The sequence below is a fragment of the Acidobacteriota bacterium genome, from assembly GCA_016703965.1.
Classification (GTDB): domain Bacteria; phylum Acidobacteriota; class Blastocatellia; order Pyrinomonadales; family Pyrinomonadaceae; genus OLB17.
The window spans coordinates 1,341,125-1,360,343 of record JADJBB010000021.1 but is presented as its reverse complement, the minus strand read 5'-3'; the positions used below and the strand labels follow the sequence as shown (position 1 = coordinate 1,360,343).

Sequence of the window (19,219 nt, the reverse complement as noted above, 5' to 3'; positions counted from 1 at the left end):
TCCGAAAAAATATTTTACGACAAAACGTGGTGTTTAGCTCAAGCGATCACTAGATTGCCCGCTAAACTCAGATATCCGCAGCCGAGATCGCTCCCGTCCGGCTGATGGATTGATATCCGAAAAGCTCAATGTGCGGCGACAGATATTCCGCCTTCACTGGTTCGTCTCTTACGAGATCCGTACTCAGATACTTCTTGTTGTCATCCGAAAAAACAGTCGCGACGACTGCATCTTTTCCGAGCTTTTCGAGAGCGATCAACGCTCCCAGGAAATTCGCTCCCGACGAGATCCCTACCGCTAGCCCAAGACTTGCGGCAAGTTTTTGCGCCATCAATATCGAATCGCCATCCGAGACGCTTATCACTTCGTCCAGTTTATCGAGATCACAGATCGCGGGAATAAACTCGTCCGAGATGCCCTGAATGCGATGACTGCCGACCTTGTGGCCCGTCGAAAGCGTTGGCGATTCAAGCGGTTCGAGCGGATGGATCTTAATATCAGGATTCTGTTCCCGCAAAAACGCTCCCGTTCCCATGATCGTTCCGCCCGTTCCAACACCTGCAACAAATGCGTCGGGCTCGAAACCGACCTTCTGCAATTGCTCCCAGATCTCAGGTCCGGTCGTCAGGTAATGAGCCTCAGCGTTCGCAAGATTAGAGAACTGATGGGGCAGAAAAACCCGTCGACGCTCGTATTTAAAGGCGTCAGCCAACTCGATACTTCCGACAAATCCGCCCTGTTCATGGCTAACCAGCGTCACATCGGCACCATAACTCTTGATCAGTGCAATGCGCTCCTTGCTCATCCACTCAGGCATGAAAACGTGCACCGGGTTACCAAAGGCATGACCGATGGCCGAGAACGAGATCCCCGTATTCCCGCTCGTCGCCTCAGCGATGATATCGCCTTTGCGGATCATATCGTCGCGATAAGCTGACTTCAGGATATGGAACGCCATCCGGTCTTTGATGCTTCCGGACAGATTCAGATGTTCCGCTTTTGCAAAGATCGTCCGCCGTTCGCCTTTGAAATGAAAATGAACGGCAAGCAAAGGTGTGTTGCCGATCAAATTCTCAACATAGCCTGACTTTACAGGAACGGCACTGAAATGGTTCTGAAACGCTGCGAGGTCGTTGATTTTCATAGAGGTATGCGATCGTCGATCGATGCTTCTTATCGCATACCATGAAAACTGGTCAGTTTTATGTGAGTTTGGTCACAACCCCGCGTTTCATAAGATCTTGTAACAGCCGGCTGCCGACGCAACGTTCCTCTTATGAGCGAAAAAATGCCCGGACACGCTTTCCGCATCGTCTCTCAGTATTCGACGCAAAACCCGCGACGTTTCCGCCGTATCGCTCAAAAACGCATCGTGGCCGTCTTCAGAATCGATCTCAAAATACCCCGCATTAACACCGTGATGTATCAGACGCTGGGTTAATTCCCGGACATCATTCGCTGGAAACAGCCAGTCGCTTGAGATGCCAACGAGTGAGACCTTTGCCTTTATCCTGCGAATGTCGGCGTCCGACATATCGAACAGGTCCATCGCCTTGGTTATCAGTTCGTAACTGTCGATCTCAAAACGATCACGGAACAAGTCGCCCTGATGATCGAGATAGCCGCCGACATCAAACCGATCGCCATAATTCTCGTGCGGATTCTCGCCATTTCGATTCGGATTTCGCCCAAACCTCTCTCCGAACTTTCGCGGTGATTTGTATGAGACGACCGCGATCTTTCGCGCCATTTCAAGATCGTTCTGCTTGATCGCCTGCCGCTGAAGGTGATTAAGGGCTAGGCCCATCGCAGATAGCGGTGTTGCGGCGATCGAAATGCAATGCTCCGCGATATCAGGGAAATCAGCCGCAAACTGCAACGCAAGCATCCCACCCACGCTGCCGCCGACCACGGCGTGAACTTTCGTTATACCCAAATGCTCGAGCAGAATTACATTTGTTCGGGCAATATCGCGCAAAGTGACGATCGGCAGTTCGCTCCTGCCGCTTTTTGCCCGTCGTTTCTTTAATGTGCTGGCACTCGTCGAACCATAGCTCGAACCGAGGTAGTTCACACAGACGAACGCAAATTCTGACGTATCGAGAGCACACCCGTCACACATCAGCCCGTTCCACCAGTCGCCAATTCGCGAGCTGCCGGTCAGAGCATGGAAAACAAGCACGGCATTCGAACGGTCGGCGTTGAGACGGCCGTAAATGGTCGCCCGCAGTTTGACCTCAGGCAAAACCTCGCCTGATTCGAGCGTGAACGGTTCGTTAAATGTGAAATCTACCTCAAACATCTTTGTTACCTCAATACTTTGGAACTGTCGGGTCGACATGGTTCGACCACGCGGTTATACCGCCTCTTAGATTCACCAGCCGGCCTTCAAACCCCGCATCCTGCAGATAGCCGATCGCTTTCGCACTTCGAACACCGCCTTTACACTGGACAACGGTCGTCTTGCCTTTCGGTATCTCACAGATGCGGTTAACGATCTGGCCTAAGGGAATCAGTTGAGCCCCGGGAATGCTCGCAAATTCAAATTCGTGCGGTTCGCGGACATCGATGATCTGAAGTTCAGCCTGAGCTTTTATCCAGCGATCTAGCTCGGTCGCGGTGATCTCTTCGTACGGCAATTCTTCTTCAATCGGATTGTTTAGTCCGCAGAATGCGTCGTAATCGACGAGCTCTGTGATCGTTGGATTGTCGCCGCAGAGTTCGCAGTTTGGATTCTTGCGAAGTTTCAGCTCGCGGAATTTCATCGTCCAGGCATCGAAAAGGAGAAGACGATTGAGCAAGATCCCTTCGGCTCCGAGGATCACTTTCAAAACCTCATTCGCCTGGATCGTTCCAACGATTCCGGGCAAAACACCGAGTACTCCGCCCTCGGCACAGGATGGAACTAATCCCGGCGGCGGCGGTTCGGGATACAGACAGCGATAACAAGCACCTTTCTCGGCCCAGAAAACGCTCGCCTGCCCCTCAAATCTGAAGATCGAGCCATAAACATTCGGCTTTCCGGTCAGAACCGCGGCGTCATTTACTAAATAACGCGTCTGGAAATTGTCCGTGCCATCAACGACCACGTCGTAATCCTTGAATAACTCCAACGCGTTCTCGCTCGTCAACGCCATCTCATAGGCTTCGACGTTTACGTTCGGATTGACGTCCAAAAGGCGTTCTTTCGCCGATTCGATCTTTGGCCGGCCAACATCTTTCGTACCGTGAATGATCTGCCGCTGGAGGTTTGATTGATCGACGACATCAAAATCTACGACGCCGAGCGTTCCAACACCGGCCGCTGCTAGATATAAACCAAGCGGTGAGCCCAAACCGCCGGTTCCTATCGTCAAAACTCGAGCATTCTTGATCTTTCGCTGCCCTTCGAGACCAACCTCGGGCAGGATCAGATGGCGGGAATAGCGTTGATATTCTTCGGTCGAGAGCGTTGGCAATTCTCCCGTCGACCGAGCCGCTGCCGAATTACCACCAGCGATCGACGGCACGATCGTCAGCGTTTCGCCTTCCGCTAGCTTTGTTTCCGGTCCGTCAAGATAGCGGATATCTTCATCGCCGATATACAGATTGATAAAATTTCGCAAGCTGTCCTGCTCGGTAAAAAGATGCTTTCGCAAGCCTGTAAACTCAAACGTGAGTGCATTTAGTGCCTCGTTAACGTTAGCGGCTTCCACCGCGACCTCTGATTTTCCGCCGGTAAATTGTCTGAGCGGCGTTGGTATTAAAATTGTAATTGCCATATTTATTTTCCTATCAGCTTCCAGCTATCAGCTTTCAGCTATTCCGGCACCTCTTCAATAATTTCCACGACTTCCTTTTTAAATTTAGACCGGTCGTTTTCCATCTCCCACGAGTTCCAATCGACCGCTTTTTTGTCCCTAACCGAGACGATAATGTATGACCAAACCGGCAGAGCGTGATCGAGATCGAACTGTGACGGAACCGCTTCGTCGTCCGGATGCGAATGGTAATAGCCGATCACATCCAGACCCTTTTCGCGAGCTTTCCGGTCGGCGAGCATCAAAGCCCGAGGATCGATCAGCACGCGGTCATGCCGCGTTTCTACCTCCGCCGTGTTTTCCATCGGCAGCGTTTCGACGACCGTCTTGTCGTTTTCTGCATCAAGGTGCCCGAGCAGCAGCCCGCCGCATTCGTGCGGATAATCGGCTTCAGCGTGCGCCTTGATCGCCTCTAAATGTCCCTTTTGCAACTCAAGCATTTTTTGCCTTTTTACTTTTCCCTTTTGCCTTCCCTAGTGCCTGCTCGATGTCCGCGAGGATATCTTCCGCCTTCTCGATGCCGACAGAAATTCGAACCAAACCTTCCGTTATCCCGAGGGCCTCACGCCGTTTCTCAGGCAATTCGCGATGTGATGAGGATGCCGCATGCGAAACAGTTGTAAAAACATCGCCGAGCGTCGTCGCCCTCACGACCAGTTCGAGCGAATTCATGAACGCCCACGCCGCGTCGCGTGTGTCATCAGCCAGCACGATCGACAGCAAAGCTCCGTTGTGCGGCTGCGTAAGGACTTGTTCCGCGACGCCGCCGGTTGAGAATTTTGGATAAAAGACTTTCTTGATGCTCTTGTGATTTGAAAGTGCTTCGGCCAGAAACTCGGCGTTCGAACATTGCTTCTCGAGCCTCAATGCCAGTGTTTTCAACCCGCGTGAGATCGAATGAGCTTCCCAGACGCTCAGGATCCCGCCAACCAGTTTCATCGCACTCGTTAGGGCTGGTTCGTCTGCGATGTCTCGGGCGATGACAACGCCCCCCATTGCGTCGGCGTTGCCGCCGAGGTATTTTGTGGCGCTGTGAACTACTAGATCAGCACCAAATTCTAGCGGCCTTGCGAGATATGGCGTGGCGAATGTGCTGTCTACGATCAATCTTGCCCCGACCGAATGAGCGAGGTCGGCAACGGCAGCGATATCGAGCACTTTCAGCAGTGGATTTGAGATCGTCTCGGCAAGTAAAACGCGCGGTTTCAGCTCTTCGACCTTCCGTTTGAGTTCGACGAGATCTGAGAAATCCGCAAGCTGCGTTTTCACTCCAAATGCCCCGAAAACCTTGTAAAGCAGATCAAAACTCGCTCCGTACAGATCCCGCGAAGCGAGCACGACAGAACCATTCGTCAGATCGCTGGCGAGCAATGCCGCATGCAAAGCTGCCATTCCCGACGCGTAGGCTCGGGCGACCGCTCCTGATTCCAGCACACAGATGGCCTCCTGAAACGCATCCACCGTCGGATTGCCGTAGCGCGTGTAGATGTAATCTTTTAGATCACCTGTGAAAACGCGCTCAGCCTCCTCCATCGACTCGTAGCTATAAGTCGAACTGGCGTATATCGGCGTGGCGTTCGGCAGCCCCTGTGGAAGCGGGCGGCGTTCGCCGGCGTGTACAAATTCTGTTTCGATCGATCGTTTCGTCATAAATTTAAAAAATAAAAAAGCCCTCGTGCTAAAGATGCACGAGAGCTTTTCCTAGAAAGTTCTTCGTATTGTCGACGATCAAATCAAGTCTCGTCGAAACGCTTTAGCAGTTTTTATCGTGGAGCAAGTTGCCTTAAATCGCCACGCTTTTGGTTTTCAAAGTCCTGAAATTATCAGGTTCATTCAGAAACCGCAAGCGTGACGCCCATAATCATATGGCGACAACCTGCGTTCATCTGAATGATAATATTTCTCATCAATAACCCCTTCGGGGCACTTTCTAAGCTACAACAGTCTTTTCGGCTGTGTCAACCAAAAACCTTTGCGACGGAAAATCGTCTCACTTACCTGGACAAATGAGACGGGCTTAAACACCTGACAATGCTGCACTTATTCCAATAAATCGTCTCATTTACGAAAACACAATATCACGAAAGTGAGACGATTTTCCTACAATTTTGTCATCCGCACAAAACAGAACCGCCGTTGATATTCAATATCTCGCCCGTGATATGCCGTGACCAATCGGACAAAAGAAAACAGATCGCCACCGCGATATCGTCGGTTGCTGCCATTCTCTGCAATGGAATGGCTTTCAGCACGCTTTGTTTGTAGTCTTCATCGTTAAAAACCTCGCGGACCATAGCCGTCTCGATCCAACCAGGAGCGACCGCATTGACGCGGATCTTCGGACAAAGTTCGCTGGCCAGAGCCTTGGTGAACGAGATCTGCCCGCCCTTCGATGCAGCGTAATTCGAATAATTCGCCTCACCTCGCTGCCCTGCGGTCGAAGAGACCATAACGATCGCCGCCGAAGCCTGCTTTTTCATGGCCGGAACACACGCTTTCGTCATCGCCCACGCCGATTTCAGATTGGTGTTGATGACCTTATTCCAAAGCTCCTCAGACATTTCCTCGATCGGAGCTCCGTCCCAAACACCGGCGTTGCAGACGAGCAGATCGATGCGGCCAAACCGTTCCAAAGTCTGCTTCGCGATCTCCTGAGCACCCGTAAATTCCGAAACGTCCGCCTTGACCGAGATCGCTCCGACGCCTTTGTTCTTGCACATCTCGACCGTCTCAAAAGCCTCGGCGTCGTTGCTCAGATAGTTGACCACAACATTCGCCCCGGCCTCAGCCAGCCGCAACGCCGTCGCCCGCCCAACGCCGCGCGAAGCACCGGTAACGATCGCCGTTTTACCGGCAAAAAGATTATTTGGAAGGCTGATCGGCGACACGTTTTCGCTCATTTTGTTTCCTTGCGTTTCGCGGGTTAAATTTCCCACGCGCTAGCCGCAGAGCTAAGATGACATTTTCAGAAAATAGTTTGTGAAAATAAGATAGCCGGAAACCGATCTAAAAATCAAAACGGCGACGAGAAATGTCTCGCCGCCGTTCGAATTCGAGAATTTGGTCGTCTTATTTCTCTGCAACCCAACTCTGAGTTAATTTGGCTATGATCAGTACTGCTGGAAATAGATAGATCGAATACCAAAAATAAAGATCGGAAAGGTCTCTGCCGGCCATTAATGGAGCGACAAGAACCAGCATCAATGCCAACGCGATCACAATGCCTGGGACAGCCAGATTTTTCAACTTATATACACTTCCAGATCCCGCGTAGGTCAAAAAAACCGCAAACAGATACATTAGGTAGCCCTGAAAACTGAATCCCAGAGTCGGGTAAAAATACGCGATCGTAAGAGTTAGATAAAACAACGAAAAAACTCCCGGCCCGAATAAGAATATTTCGCGCAGGATGCTCGTCCATCTGTCGGCCTTTTCTCCGAACGTTCTCTCACTAACAACGATCGCGGATTCTCCGGTGTAGGTCATCGCGAAACGGCTCTGGTCGGGCGGCGTTTCAAAAAACGCGTTCATAGCGTTTTCCAGTCTTTCATCGAGCTTTGTTTTTTTCATTTTGCGTGGGTCGAGTCGGGATCTCTATATACATTTTACCTTGCGGCGAAATATGGGGGCAACACTTATTTTCCGCCCTCGATCCGTGCTATTTTGGGAGTACGTTCTTGTCTGTAAATGCCTGAAATACCCGATAAAAACCCGGCGGATCTGATATCACCTGCGTGGCCGAAGTATCTGTTTTTGCCCGCCGTCACGGTATTTCTGTATCTATTTCTGTTCAAATTTCCGGCAACACCGTTCTTTACCGACGGCGACCAATCGATCTTTCTTTACGAAGGCGAACGTTTGTTCAATGGCGATGTGATGTATCGCGATTTTTTCGAATTCACGCTACCGGGAACGCAAGCATTGTACGCTGCGATGTTCGCAATATTTGGGCTCAAATATTGGATCATCGGTGCGGTAACGATAGCGATCGGTGTCTCGACCACGTGGATTTTGTTGAAGACCTCGGAAAAGCTGCTCGCTCCGCCGCTTTCGTATTTGCCTGCCGTTGTTTACGTCTTTTTCGGGTTTCGCTGGTTCGGTATCGACGGGTCGCATCGGATGTTTAGCCCGATATTTATTCTTCTGGCGATCTGGATATTGATGCGTGGGAAAAGCTCAATTGAGCTTGTTTTGGCGGGATGCTCGCTTGCGATCGCTTCTTTTTTTACGCAGCAACGGGGATTTGTGGTGCTGACGGCGATCGTCGTTTACTTGTTTCTGGACCGCTACTTTTCACGCGAAAGCTGGGCTTCGTTTTTTAGATCGACAGCGGTCATAACGCTGAGCTTTTTGATTTTACTGATCGCTCTTTGCTCGTATTTTGTGTTCGCGGCTGGAGCCGATAATTTCTTTTACGCGACATTCGCATATCCTTACAAATATTACAGTTACGGCCATCCGAATAATTTTGGCGTTTATTTTATCGATCTGAAAAAGGCCTTCGCGATCGAATCAGTGTCCGACATTCTGGAATTAGCCCCAACGATCTTTTACGCGATCGCGTTGCCGTTTGTGAACGTCGTTTTACTTGCTCTTTTTTTAAAAAACCGCAAGCATCTCGACTGGCAAACCTGGCGATTCCCGATCCTGATCGGCTTGACTGGGTTTTTTCTGACGCTCAGCACGACCGCTCCGAATCAGTTTCGCCTGTTCCAGATCGCCGGACCGTCGCTGATCGTGCTGGTTTGGCTTTTGGACAGGATCGATTTTTCGTGGAACGTGAAGCGGCGATTCGCCCACGCTGCCATTGGCGTCCTGCTGCTTTTGGGAGCCTTTCAGGCGATCAGGATGCAGACGCATTGGGAATTTGTCGATCTCGATTTCCCTGTCGGCAAACTGACGATGGTCGCGTCGCCGCAGGCCCATCGGTATCAATGGCTGTCGAAAAACGTCCAGCCGGGCGACTATTTTTTCGAAGTTTATGAGCCCTTCGTCTATTTCCCGCTGCAGCTCAAAAACCCGACGCGGTACAGCCAGATCTGGTCGAACGGCTACACACGGCCCGAACAGGTCAATGAGGTCATCAGCGATCTGACGGCGAAAAGGCCGCGTTTCATCCTGTTCGACAACGGCTATCTGCCGTCCGCAACGCCGCGAGGGTCGGGCGATCACACCGGCCCTCTCGCCGATTTCATGCTGCAAAATTACACGCCGATCGGCGAAGTTTACGAGATCGACAGCAAACCCGTACAGATCTGGGAGATAAAGCCGCGATAAACGATCCGAAAAAGACATCGCTAGTCCCAAAAGCCGTCGTGCTCGCGGCTGGCGTTTTCGTCTTTCTGCTCGTTTTCAAACTCCCGTTCACGCCGTTTTTGAACGAGGTCGACCACCACATGTTCCTCTACGAAGGCATGCGTCTCTTCGATGGCGATGTAATGTATCGCGATTTTTTCCAGTTCACCTTCCCCGGCAGCCAGGCATGGTACTGGCTGATGTTCAGCATTTTCGGGCTGAAATATTGGATATTGTCCGCCACGATCGTTGCGATCGCGGTCGGTTCGGCGTGGACGTGTCTAAAAGTTTCGAGAGAAGTGATCGGCGGCTACCTTTTCGTCATCCCGACGCTGCTATTCATATTCTTTGGCTTTCGTTGGGACGGCCTCGATGGAACACATCGGATGTTCAGCCCGATATTTCTGATGCTGGCGATATGGATATTACTGCGTCGAAATGATCTCAAAGGCTTCTTGCTCGCCGGAAGTTTTTGCGCGATCGCGTCATTTTTCACGCAGCAGCGGGGCGTTTATGTGGTTGCTGCGATCGTTGTATTTATTGTTGCGGACGGATTGAATTCAGGCAAGAAATTGCGTGAGATCGCTGGCTCGATCGGCGCGGTTTCCGGGTCGTTTCTTGTCGTGCTCACGGTTCTCTGTTTGTACTTTATTAACGCTGCCGGGCCGGAAACTTTCTTTGCGGCGACGCTCGAATATCCTGCAAAATATTACCATTACGCGGTTTATAATAATTTCGGCATCCTAGCCCTCGATCTCAAAAGCACGCTCCAGATCGTGGATCTTTCGACTGCGTTTTCAGCCGCAGCCTCTCTATTTTATTTGTTCGGCCTGCCGTTGAGTTTGCTCGTGTTTTGGATCGTGTTTCTGATCAAACGAAAACATCACGACTGGCAATATTGGCGAGGGATAGTGTTAGTCGCCCTCGTCGGCAGCGTTCTTACTTTTACGATAACCGCGCCGAACACGAGCCGCCTTTTTCAGGTCGCGATGCCGGGGTTGATCGTGTTTGTATGGCTGATCTCGTATGCGAAGGAGCGATTCGGATTTGCAGCGAAGGCACTCTTCGCAGTGACCGTGTGTTTCGTTCTGCTCAGCTCGATCCAGGCGATCCGCGTGCAGACATTTCCGCACCAGATGCTCGAAACTCCGTCGGGCATGCTGGCTTACAACCCTTCGCCGATCATCGACAAGCGCTACAAATGGTTGATGGAGCGGACGAAACCGGGCGACACCGTTTTCGAAGCGTATCAGCCGTACATATATTTTCCGCTGCTGCTTCGCAACCCGACAAAGTATGGCCAGATCTGGGACAGCGACTACACGCGGCCCGAACACGTCGCCGAGACCATCGCCGATTTGGCGGCGAAACGTCCGCGTTATATCCTATGGAATAACGATCATAACAAGGCGCCGGAAGCACGATCCGCCGGCGATCACACGGCCCCGCTCGCCGAATATTTGCAGCAAAACTACCGTCCCGCGAGCGATGTGATTGAAATTCCCGAAGGCCGAATCCAGATCTGGGAACTGAGATAGCTGTCAGCTGTCAGCGATCAGCAAAGTCACTACATGAACGAAACAAATCTCCTCGAAGACCAACCCATCGCCTGGACACCAACGCCGGAAGTCATCGAACGCGCCCGCCTTACCCAATTCATGAAACAAGTCGGCGTCTCGACCTGGGATGAACTGTACGCGTATTCGATAAACGATGTCGAGCAATTTACGGAAGAGGCGTTGAAGTTTCTCGATATCAAATTCGATCCGCCGTATGAGAAATTGCTCGATACGTCGAGCGGGGTTGAATTTCCGGTCTGGTTTTCCTCACCGCAGAGACGCAGAGACGCAGAGGCTGCCGGATCGGAGTCGGACTCTATGTCAGTACCACCTGCGGTAGCGGGTGGGGATCTCGACGCCGAGCAAAATGCCCCACCCGCTACCGCAGGTGGTACTGACATTGGAGACGCGACCGCGTCCGAGTCAGAACCGGGAGCGATAGCGACTGGGTTCCCCGCCCACGCCGGACTCAACATCACCGAAATGTGCCTCGACCGCTGGCAGACGGATAAGATGAAAGATCAGCTGGCGGTGATCTGGGAAGGTGAAGCAGGCAAAACGGTTGAACTCACATGTGCTGAACTCTTGCTCAGAGTCAACATTGTCGCAAGCAACCTAAGACACTTCGGTTTCAATAAGGGTGACGCCATTGGAATCCATTTGCCTATGATGGTGGAAACCGTTGTGGCCCTCCTTGCGATAAATCGGATTGGAGCTATCGCGGTTCCTGTCTTTTCGGGATACGGAGTAGATGCAATAGCAAGTCGGCTTAATGCGGTTGGAGCCAAAGGACTGTTCACCTGTGACGGTTTCACTCGTCGTGGGAAAGCTTTCAATGCTCTTGATGTTGCTCGTGAAGCAGTGCGTCGTTGCCCTTCTATCGATTCGTCTAAAGGCAATAGGGTTTTCATGGTGAGCGGACTCGCTGAACCGAATGAGGCAATAGGCGATGGTTTTGTTTATTACAGTGCGGTTTTTGACTATCTGTCGAACGACAATCTCGCAAAGCCCGAACCAACCTCCGCCGAAGATCCGCTCATCATCCTCTACACCTCCGGTACGACCGGTAAGCCTAAGGGCATTGCACACACGCACGCGAGTTTTCCGATAAAGGCGGCCCAGGACATGGCGTTTGGGACGGATGTGGGCAAAGGCACGCGGATCTCGTGGTACACCGACATCGGCTGGATGATGGGCCCGTGGCTGATCTATGGGGCGTTGATAAACGGTGCGACGATCTGCATCTACGACGGAGCCCCGGACTATCCAACGCCCGACCGCATGTGGGAATTCTGCGCGAAGCATAAGGTCGAGGTGCTCGGGATCTCACCGACGCTTGTCCGGTCGCTCGCCATGTCAGAACCCCCTGCGTCAGCGGGGGGAACGAGCGTTGACGGTAACGATGTGCGGGAGATCAAAGATGCTTCACGCTCAGACAGCGTTCCGCCCGCTCACGCAGGCGGTTCCGACCCGCACGAACGCCATGACCTCTCCGCACTCCGCATCTTCGCCTCGACCGGTGAGCCCTGGAATCCGGCTCCATGGTGGTGGTTGTTTGAGAAGGTGGGCAATTCTAAGCTCCCGATCATCAACTACAGCGGCGGCACCGAGATCGCGGGGGGCATTCTGATGGGCAATCCGCTCCTGCCGATCAAGCCGTGTTCGTTTCCTGCTCCGTGTCCGGGAATGGACGTGGATATTCTCGATGAAGAAGGCAATCCCGTCGGCCCCGGAAAGGTCGGCGAGCTGGTCATCAAACAGCCGTGGATCGGAATGGCACGTGGGTTTTGGCAAGAGAAGGAACGCTATCTCGACACGTATTGGCGGCGATTCAAAGACATTTGGGTTCACGGCGATTTTGCGATGCGGGACAAGGACGGCCACTGGTTCATCCTCGGCCGCAGCGACGACACGCTAAAAGTCGCCGGCAAACGCGTCGGCCCCGCCGAGGTCGAGAGTTTGCTCGTTGCTCATCCGATGGTTACAGAAGCAGCCGTGATCGGCGTTCCGGATGAGGTAAAGGGAACGGCGATGGTAGCGTTTGTGGTTTTGACTGGAGAGCAAGCACCCTTGCTTGCTCGTGAGAGAGGAGATGAAAACGGGCAAGCAAGGGTGCTTGCACTCCAGACAGAGCTCAAAGCTCTCGTCGCCAAAGACATGGGCAAACCGCTTGCTCCGTCGAAGATCCATTTCGTGTCGGCGATCCCTAAAACCCGCAATGCGAAGGTCATGCGCCGCGTGATCCGCTCGGCTTATTTAGGCGAAGATGCCGGCGACCTGTCCGCGCTCGAAGATCCGTCAGCCGTCGCCGAGATTCGAGCGGCAGCTCAAAAATAATGGCAAAGGCGAAACCGATCGAATCTCTCGACTGCGATGCCAATGCGGCGGCGATGGCGGCGGTCGTACTGAAGGCTCGATATGACGAAATGATGGGTTTCCGCGAGGCCGCGACGAAGCTCGACGGTATTGACGGCGTCCACGACATGCGGGTTTCATCGCGTCGGTTCCGCTCGGCATTTCGCGATCTTTCGCATCTATTCAGGAAGAAGCATCAGAAGCGGTTAAAAGAGGACGCCAAAAAACTTGCGAAAACTCTAGGAACGATTCGAGATATCGACGTTGCCATCGACGCTCTCTTGAACACAGCGTCGCGAGCGCCGAATGACTCGATCAGATCGGGAATAGAAACCCTGACCTCCACGCTCCGGGATTCTCGTTCAAAAGAACACCAACTCTTAGCTGCAAAGTTAACTCAGGAAGCAGTATCCGATCTTGATAAGTTAGCGGCTGAGGCATTCGGATCTCTTGGAAAGAAAGAAGCGTCACAAGGCACAAGTTTTCGCGAGGCCAGTACCGAGTTTCTTCACAGATCCCTCGACGAATTTCTCGTGCGTACCAAAGCCTTGTACGAACCGCAGGATGCGAATGGCCTTCACAAATTGCGTATATCCGCAAAACGCCTGCGTTATGGTTTGGAACTGCTCGCCCCATGCCTCGGGGACGAAGCAAGCTCTTTTGTCAGGAAACTAAAAAAGATCCAGTCATGTCTTGGTTCTGTTCACGATTGCGACCATTGGATCGACCAGATCGATTCAGAGTTGAAGAGCGATCGGGAAGCTGCCGAATGGCTGATCGCCGATTTTCACCGCCTTCGCGCCGATGAATATACACAAGCTCTGGAGCTATGGAAAGATTCTAAGTCCTCCGATCTGAAGGCTAAACTCCTGTCGATACTGTCCAGATGAGAATCTTTACCATCGGCCACGGCCGTCATCCTTTCGCATACTTTCTCGAACTGTTGCAAAAACACGAGATCGAATTTGTGTGCGATGTAAGGGCGTTTGCGCGGTCGCGGTGGCCTCAGTTCAATGGGCTGGTTTTGGCGGAATTGCTGCGCGATAACGCCATCGGTTACGAGCATATTCCCGAAACTGGCGGGAAGAATAAGCCAAAGCCCGAAGACGTCGAATGGGGCGTGAGGCGCATCATCGAGATCGCTTCGGATCTGAAAACTGTGATGATGTGTTCGGAATCAAAGCCGCTGTCTGACCACAAGATCCCGCGAGCCAACTGCCACCGCGTCGGAATGCTAGCTCCAATGCTCCGGGCGAAGGGCGTTTCGCAGATCATTCACATCTTGCCGAACGGTGAGTCTATCGAGTTTGACGAATCCGCGGTGCCGTCGATTTGGTAGGAGTAAGCGTTTGCCCGGGAAATACGCGAAACCGCGCGAACAACACGAATAAACAGGTGCTCCTGCTCAGCAGAATATGCTGATTGTCACTACGCGTAAAAACGAGACGGATTTCTTTTTCGCGACCTTTCGCGTATTTCGCGGGTAAACAACTTTCGCGCTGCAAAATCCGAAAAAAACCTTGCTGATAAACATATGCCTGTGTTAAATTTAGTTTTGCGGCTAGTCCGGGACCTTTCGGCCGCTTTGCCAATACAAAACACCAGGATATACACTAACCTTCGTCGGCTTTTTTCGGCACGAGATACCCAAAATGGCAGAAACGCCTTTTATTTTGCAAGAACATCAGTTTGTAAAGCTGAAGACCGTTTTAGAGCGGCTGCGTGTTGAGTGCGCGGCCCGTGTCGTCTTTTTGATCGACCGTGACGGCCAGCCGATTGCCTTTCATGGCGAGATCGGCGATATGGACACGACGAGTTTTGCGAGTCTGGCTGCCGGTAACGTTGCCGCGACCAGCTCGATGGCAAAGCTGATCGGCGAAGACACGTTCCCGAGCGTTTTCCACGAAGGCGAACGAGAGAGTATTTTTATTTCTATCATTGGCCGTGCTTTGCTCGTCGTCGTTTTTGATGAACGCTCGACTCTGAGCCTTGTGAAAATTCGCACGAAACGCGGCAGCTTCGAGGTCGCATCGATCCTCGACGAGGCAACCGTCGACTCGGCAAATTTCCGTGTAAACCAGAATTCGTTCTTTTCTGAGATCACAGACGAAGATATTGACAGCCTATTTAGTTGATTTTAGATCTTAGATTTTGGATTTTTGATTGAAATCCAAAATCGAAAATCCAAAATCCAAAATCACTATGACTTTCATCAATTACGCATCACGCGAGATCAACTGCAAGATCGTTTATTACGGGCCGGGTTTGTGCGGCAAGACAACGAATCTGCAGTACATCTACGATTCGACCGCCCCGCAGGCGAAAGGCAAGCTCATCAGCCTCGCGACCGAGACGGACCGCACGCTGTTTTTCGATTTTATGCCGCTCGAGCTGGGAACAGTTCGCGGATTTAAGACGCGTTTTCACCTTTACACGGTTCCGGGGCAGGTGTATTACGACGCTTCGCGAAAACTGATCCTGAAAGGCGTCGACGGCGTGGTCTTCGTCGCCGACAGCCAGGAAGAGCGTATGGACGCCAACATCGAGTCGCTCTACAACCTCGAAGAAAACCTGTCGACCCAGGGCTACGACCTCAACAACATCCCTTACGTCCTGCAGCTCAACAAACGCGACCTGCCAAACGTCACGCCATTAGACGAACTCTCGCACGAACTATCGCGAAAGGGCGAACCGGTCTTCGAAGCCGTTGCGGTAAACGGAACCGGCGTTTTCGATACGCTAAAAGCGGTCGCGAAACAGGTGCTGACTGAGCTCCGGAAAGGATAAAACGTCTAACATTGTAATTGTGAAAAAGGGTAAGAGCTCAGCTCCTACCCTTTTTCACTATTCACTATTAACTATTCACTGTTAACTATTTAAGGTTTCCTCGTTCCCCACGTTGGTGACGGCGGTTCTTTGTCGGCCCTGACTACCGGTTTTTCTTTAAGCATTCGCAACGCTTCCTGCACCGCTCGTTCGAGTTGCGGGTCGCGGCCGGCAATGACGTCCTTGGGCCAGTTTTCGACGTCAACGTCGGGGCCGACGCCTTCGTTTTCGACCGCCCATTTGTTGTCGCGTGTGAAGAATCCGCCGCGCGGAGCGATCATCGAACCGCCGTCAATAAACCCAGGCGTATCCGCGGTGTGAACCAAACCGCCCCAGGTTCGCTTACCGACAAGCAAACCGATCTTGCGATTCCTGAACATCCACGGCATCAGATCGCCGCCCGAACCAGCCATTTCGTTGATGATCATTACCTTCGGCCCCCAGATCCCGGCTGCGGGGCTCGTGAACGGATATCGATCACCGGCCACGTTGTTAAAGTAGCCGTCAAAATCACGCTGCAGCACGTCGATAATATAATCCGCCGCCGAACCGCCGCCGTTGAAGCGCTCGTCGATGACCGCACCTTTCTTATCCTGCTGCGAAAAATAGTATCGGTTAAAGCTCGTGTAGCCCGGCTGGCCGGTGTTCGGAATATAGACGTAAGCGAGCTGCCCGTCGGAAAGCTTATCCACCGTCCGCCGGTTCGCCTCAACCCATGCACGCGTGCGTAAAGCTTGCTCGTTAGCAACGGGAACGACGGTTACGCTGCGCGATCCGTCCATGGACGGCTTGTCGTTGACAGTGAGCGAGATCTGACGATTCGCGGTGCCATCGAGCAGCCGGTAGATGTTGTCTGGTGCTTTTAGCTCAACACCATTGATCGCGAGGATGTAATCACCGGCGTTCACATTCGCTCCCGGCACGGCGAGCGGCGAACGCAGGTCGGGATTCCAGCTCTCGTTGTCGTAGATGCGTGCGACCTTGTACCGTCCGCTGTCTATGACAAAATCGGCTCCGAGCAACCCGCCCGCGACATTCGGCACTTCGGGCATGTCTCCGCCGCGAACGTAGCTGTGGCCGATCGCGATCTCGGCTCCCATCATGTCCATGAGGTAATTGAGATCCGCACGATGCATTACGTACGGCAGCATCACTCCGTAGATCTCTTTCTGCTTCGGCCAGTCGCTGCCGTGCATATTCGGCACGTACAGATAATCACGCTGATTGCGCCAGCCTTCGTTAAAGATCTGTTTGAATTCCTCTTTCGGATTGAGGTACATGCGCAGCGAGTAATTCAACCGCCCGGTTCCCGGCTGCGGAGCTGTTTTGTCTGCGTCGACGAGAAATAATGATGGTGCCGGCGGTGTTCCGCCCTGGCCGCCTGCTCCGCCGCCTCCGCCGCCTGCGCGATAAACAAGCTTCTTGCCGTCCGCACTTACGGCAAACGCCGCAACGCCGCTCGCAAACGGAGCCGCCTTGCGGTCGCTCAAGCGGTATCGGTGCAGCGTATTTCCGGCTCCGCCCGGTCCCGAAGCTTCGAGATAAAACACAGTTCCATCGGCTCCGGCCTCGAGGCTCGAATATTGCCGTTCGGGAACGCCCGGGATCGAGATTATCCGCTTCCCGATGCCGTCGAGATCGAGTTGAACTGTAACCGGACCACGCCCGCGTCCTGCACCGTCGCCGCCCGCAGCCGGAGCGGAACTAATTCCCTTATCCTCATCACTCTCGGGAAGCAGCGGGCTCGGCTCACCTTTTTTCAGTACAATAGCGTAAAGCCCGAAATTCTCTTCACGGTCATACGAGGTCATATCGAGCCACTGCGAACGCAGTCCAAAATCGGTCGATGCCAAAAACCAAAGGTATTTGCCGCTCGCATCCCAAACCGGGAACGTCGCATCTGCGAGGCCATCGGTGATCTGTTTCGATTCGCCCGTTTCGACGTTACTGATAAAGATCGCCTTGTACATCGACCTAAGGTGCGACGCATAGGCCACCCATTTCGAGTCGGGGCTCCACGTTGGGTTCATTGTTCGCGCCGGAACCATCGTCGGGTCGCTGCCCACCAGTTTGGCGGCACCGCTCGCGACGTCGAAGACCCACAGTTTTAGATCCGTATCCGTAGCCATGATCTTTTTCGAATCAGGCGACCAAGACACAGTGTAATAATGCTTAGGGTTTTTAATTGCGATCTCGCGAGGCGGCGTGAGCCCGTCGGCGGATTCTATGAAGAGGCTGTATTCGCCCGATCTGTCGCTAAAATACGCGATGGATTTGCCGTCAGCCGACCACGCCGGATCACGTTCAGCAGCACCGCTCGAATTGGTGAGATTTCGCACATCGCCCTTTTCCGCCGGGATCGTGAAAACCTCGCCTCGTGCCTCAACGAGCACACGTTTGCCGGTCGGCGAGAGTGAGATGTTCGTCATTCGCGCCGCAACGTCTTCCCAACGCGGCATCATCCATGGGAAATCGCCGGTTGCCGTGATACTGACCACGCCGTCTTTGCCGCTTTTCGGGTCGAGTTCGTGAATGTAGCCGGCCTGTTCAAAAACGATCGTTCCCGCTCCCGAATCCATCGTCTTGACGTCGAGATCGCGATATTTCGTCACCTGAGCGAGCTTCTTGCTTACCGGATCGAACGACCACACGTTCTGAACTCCGTCGCGGTCGGAGATAAAAAAGACCGTGCCACCGATCCAAACCGGCTCAAGATCCTTCGAATCTGTCCAGGGCGGCGAGACGAGTTCCCAGGTTTTGGTATCGACGATCCAGATCGGACGGTTCTGGCCGCCGCGATAGTTGCGGCGTTCGTCGTCCCAGGAATTATTCATCCGATAAGCGATGTGCGAGCCGTCAGCCGAGATCTTCCCCTGAAAAGCCCGCGGCAGAGCCATCGGCTCTTCCACGCCACCGGTTGCCGGAACGGTCCAGAATTTCGGTGCCCCACTCGGCGACCAGGTCGCCCGTGCCGAAGCAAACATAATGCTCTTCCCATCCGGCGTCCATCCCTGCACCGCATCGCCGCCCGGATGCCACGTCAACCGCTTCGGCTCGCCGCCCTCGGCTGAAACGACGTAAACATCCTGATTCCCTGCGTACTCGCCGCTGAATGCGATCCACTTCCCATCCGGCGAAAAATGCGGATTCGACGTCTGCCCATGAAAGCTCGTTAGACGCCTCGCAGCCCCGCCCGCACGCGGCACCGTCCAGATATTCTGCGCATAAGCAAAAGCGATCTGCGTCTCGCTCACCGTCGGCATCCGCAACATCCGCGTGCCACCCGTTTGGGCCGAAACACAAAAAACGCCCACTGCGATAACCACAGCAGACAAAAACACAGCACGCGCTTTCAAGGTGCGATTAAACATCGATCTTCCTCCG

Annotated in this window: 15 protein-coding genes; 7 read left to right on the top strand and 8 right to left on the bottom strand. The window is 53.1% G+C overall.

Annotated features, from left to right (window positions below):
* Positions 1-67: 67 nt before the first annotated feature.
* From IPG22_13250 to IPG22_13220, 7 genes are all read right to left on the bottom strand, one after another.
* Positions 68-1,144 (bottom strand): cysteine synthase family protein, encoded by a 1,077-nt coding sequence (locus IPG22_13250; protein ID MBK6589252.1) that lies wholly within the window; start codon positions 1,142-1,144, stop codon positions 68-70.
* Between the two features lie 87 nt (positions 1,145-1,231).
* Positions 1,232-2,341: a homoserine O-acetyltransferase gene (gene metX / locus IPG22_13245; GenBank protein MBK6589251.1), complete on the bottom strand. Its 1,110-nt coding sequence runs from the start codon at positions 2,339-2,341 to the stop codon at positions 1,232-1,234.
* On the bottom strand, positions 2,313-3,761 hold the full coding sequence (moeB, locus tag IPG22_13240; GenBank protein ID MBK6589250.1) for a molybdopterin-synthase adenylyltransferase MoeB: 1,449 nt from the start codon (positions 3,759-3,761) through the stop codon (positions 2,313-2,315). Before moeB ends, metX begins: the two co-directional genes overlap by 29 nt.
* A 38-nt stretch (positions 3,762-3,799) precedes the next feature.
* Complete coding sequence (locus IPG22_13235) at positions 3,800-4,240, bottom strand: M67 family metallopeptidase (GenBank protein ID MBK6589249.1); 441 nt, start codon at positions 4,238-4,240, stop codon at positions 3,800-3,802.
* Positions 4,233-5,450, bottom strand: coding sequence for a PLP-dependent transferase (locus IPG22_13230; protein ID MBK6589248.1), 1,218 nt, complete (start codon positions 5,448-5,450; stop codon positions 4,233-4,235). Before IPG22_13230 ends, IPG22_13235 begins: the two co-directional genes overlap by 8 nt.
* Positions 5,451-5,911: 461 nt before the next feature.
* Complete coding sequence (locus IPG22_13225) at positions 5,912-6,700, bottom strand: 3-oxoacyl-ACP reductase FabG (GenBank protein ID MBK6589247.1); 789 nt, start codon at positions 6,698-6,700, stop codon at positions 5,912-5,914.
* Positions 6,701-6,869: 169 nt separating this feature from the next.
* Positions 6,870-7,370 carry a hypothetical protein gene (locus IPG22_13220; protein MBK6589246.1) on the bottom strand — a complete coding sequence of 167 codons (501 nt, stop codon included), beginning with the start codon at positions 7,368-7,370 and terminating at the stop codon, positions 6,870-6,872.
* A gap of 117 nt (positions 7,371-7,487) precedes the next feature.
* On the opposite strand from IPG22_13220, the gene IPG22_13215 reads away from it, so the two are divergent.
* The 7 genes from IPG22_13215 to IPG22_13185 all read left to right on the top strand — a co-directional run bounded on the left by IPG22_13215 (position 7,488) and on the right by IPG22_13185 (position 15,796).
* Positions 7,488-9,077: a hypothetical protein gene (locus IPG22_13215; GenBank protein MBK6589245.1), complete on the top strand. Its 1,590-nt coding sequence runs from the start codon at positions 7,488-7,490 to the stop codon at positions 9,075-9,077.
* A 38-nt stretch (positions 9,078-9,115) separates the two neighbouring features.
* Positions 9,116-10,633 (top strand): hypothetical protein, encoded by a 1,518-nt coding sequence (locus IPG22_13210; GenBank protein MBK6589244.1) that lies wholly within the window; start codon positions 9,116-9,118, stop codon positions 10,631-10,633.
* A 33-nt stretch (positions 10,634-10,666) separates the two neighbouring features.
* Entirely contained in the window at positions 10,667-12,991 is a 2,325-nt protein-coding gene (locus IPG22_13205; protein MBK6589243.1) for an AMP-binding protein, read from the top strand.
* A complete protein-coding gene (locus IPG22_13200) occupies positions 12,991-13,899 on the top strand; it encodes a CHAD domain-containing protein (protein MBK6589242.1) in 909 nt (302 codons plus the stop codon). The genes IPG22_13205 and IPG22_13200 overlap by 1 nt, the downstream gene beginning before the upstream one ends.
* The gene (locus IPG22_13195) at positions 13,896-14,348 is read left to right on the top strand and encodes a DUF488 domain-containing protein (GenBank protein MBK6589241.1); all 453 of its coding nucleotides are present in this window, start codon (positions 13,896-13,898) and stop codon (positions 14,346-14,348) included. The genes IPG22_13200 and IPG22_13195 overlap by 4 nt, the downstream gene beginning before the upstream one ends.
* A gap of 313 nt (positions 14,349-14,661) precedes the next feature.
* Entirely contained in the window at positions 14,662-15,144 is a 483-nt protein-coding gene (locus IPG22_13190; protein MBK6589240.1) for a roadblock/LC7 domain-containing protein, read from the top strand.
* 67 nt (positions 15,145-15,211) lie between these two features.
* Positions 15,212-15,796 (top strand): GTPase domain-containing protein, encoded by a 585-nt coding sequence (locus IPG22_13185; GenBank protein ID MBK6589239.1) that lies wholly within the window; start codon positions 15,212-15,214, stop codon positions 15,794-15,796.
* An 89-nt stretch (positions 15,797-15,885) separates the two neighbouring features.
* Here the strand turns inward: IPG22_13185 and IPG22_13180 are convergent, their stop codons facing one another.
* Positions 15,886-19,206, bottom strand: coding sequence for a PD40 domain-containing protein (locus tag IPG22_13180; protein MBK6589238.1), 3,321 nt, complete (start codon positions 19,204-19,206; stop codon positions 15,886-15,888).
* Positions 19,207-19,219: the final 13 nt, after the last annotated feature.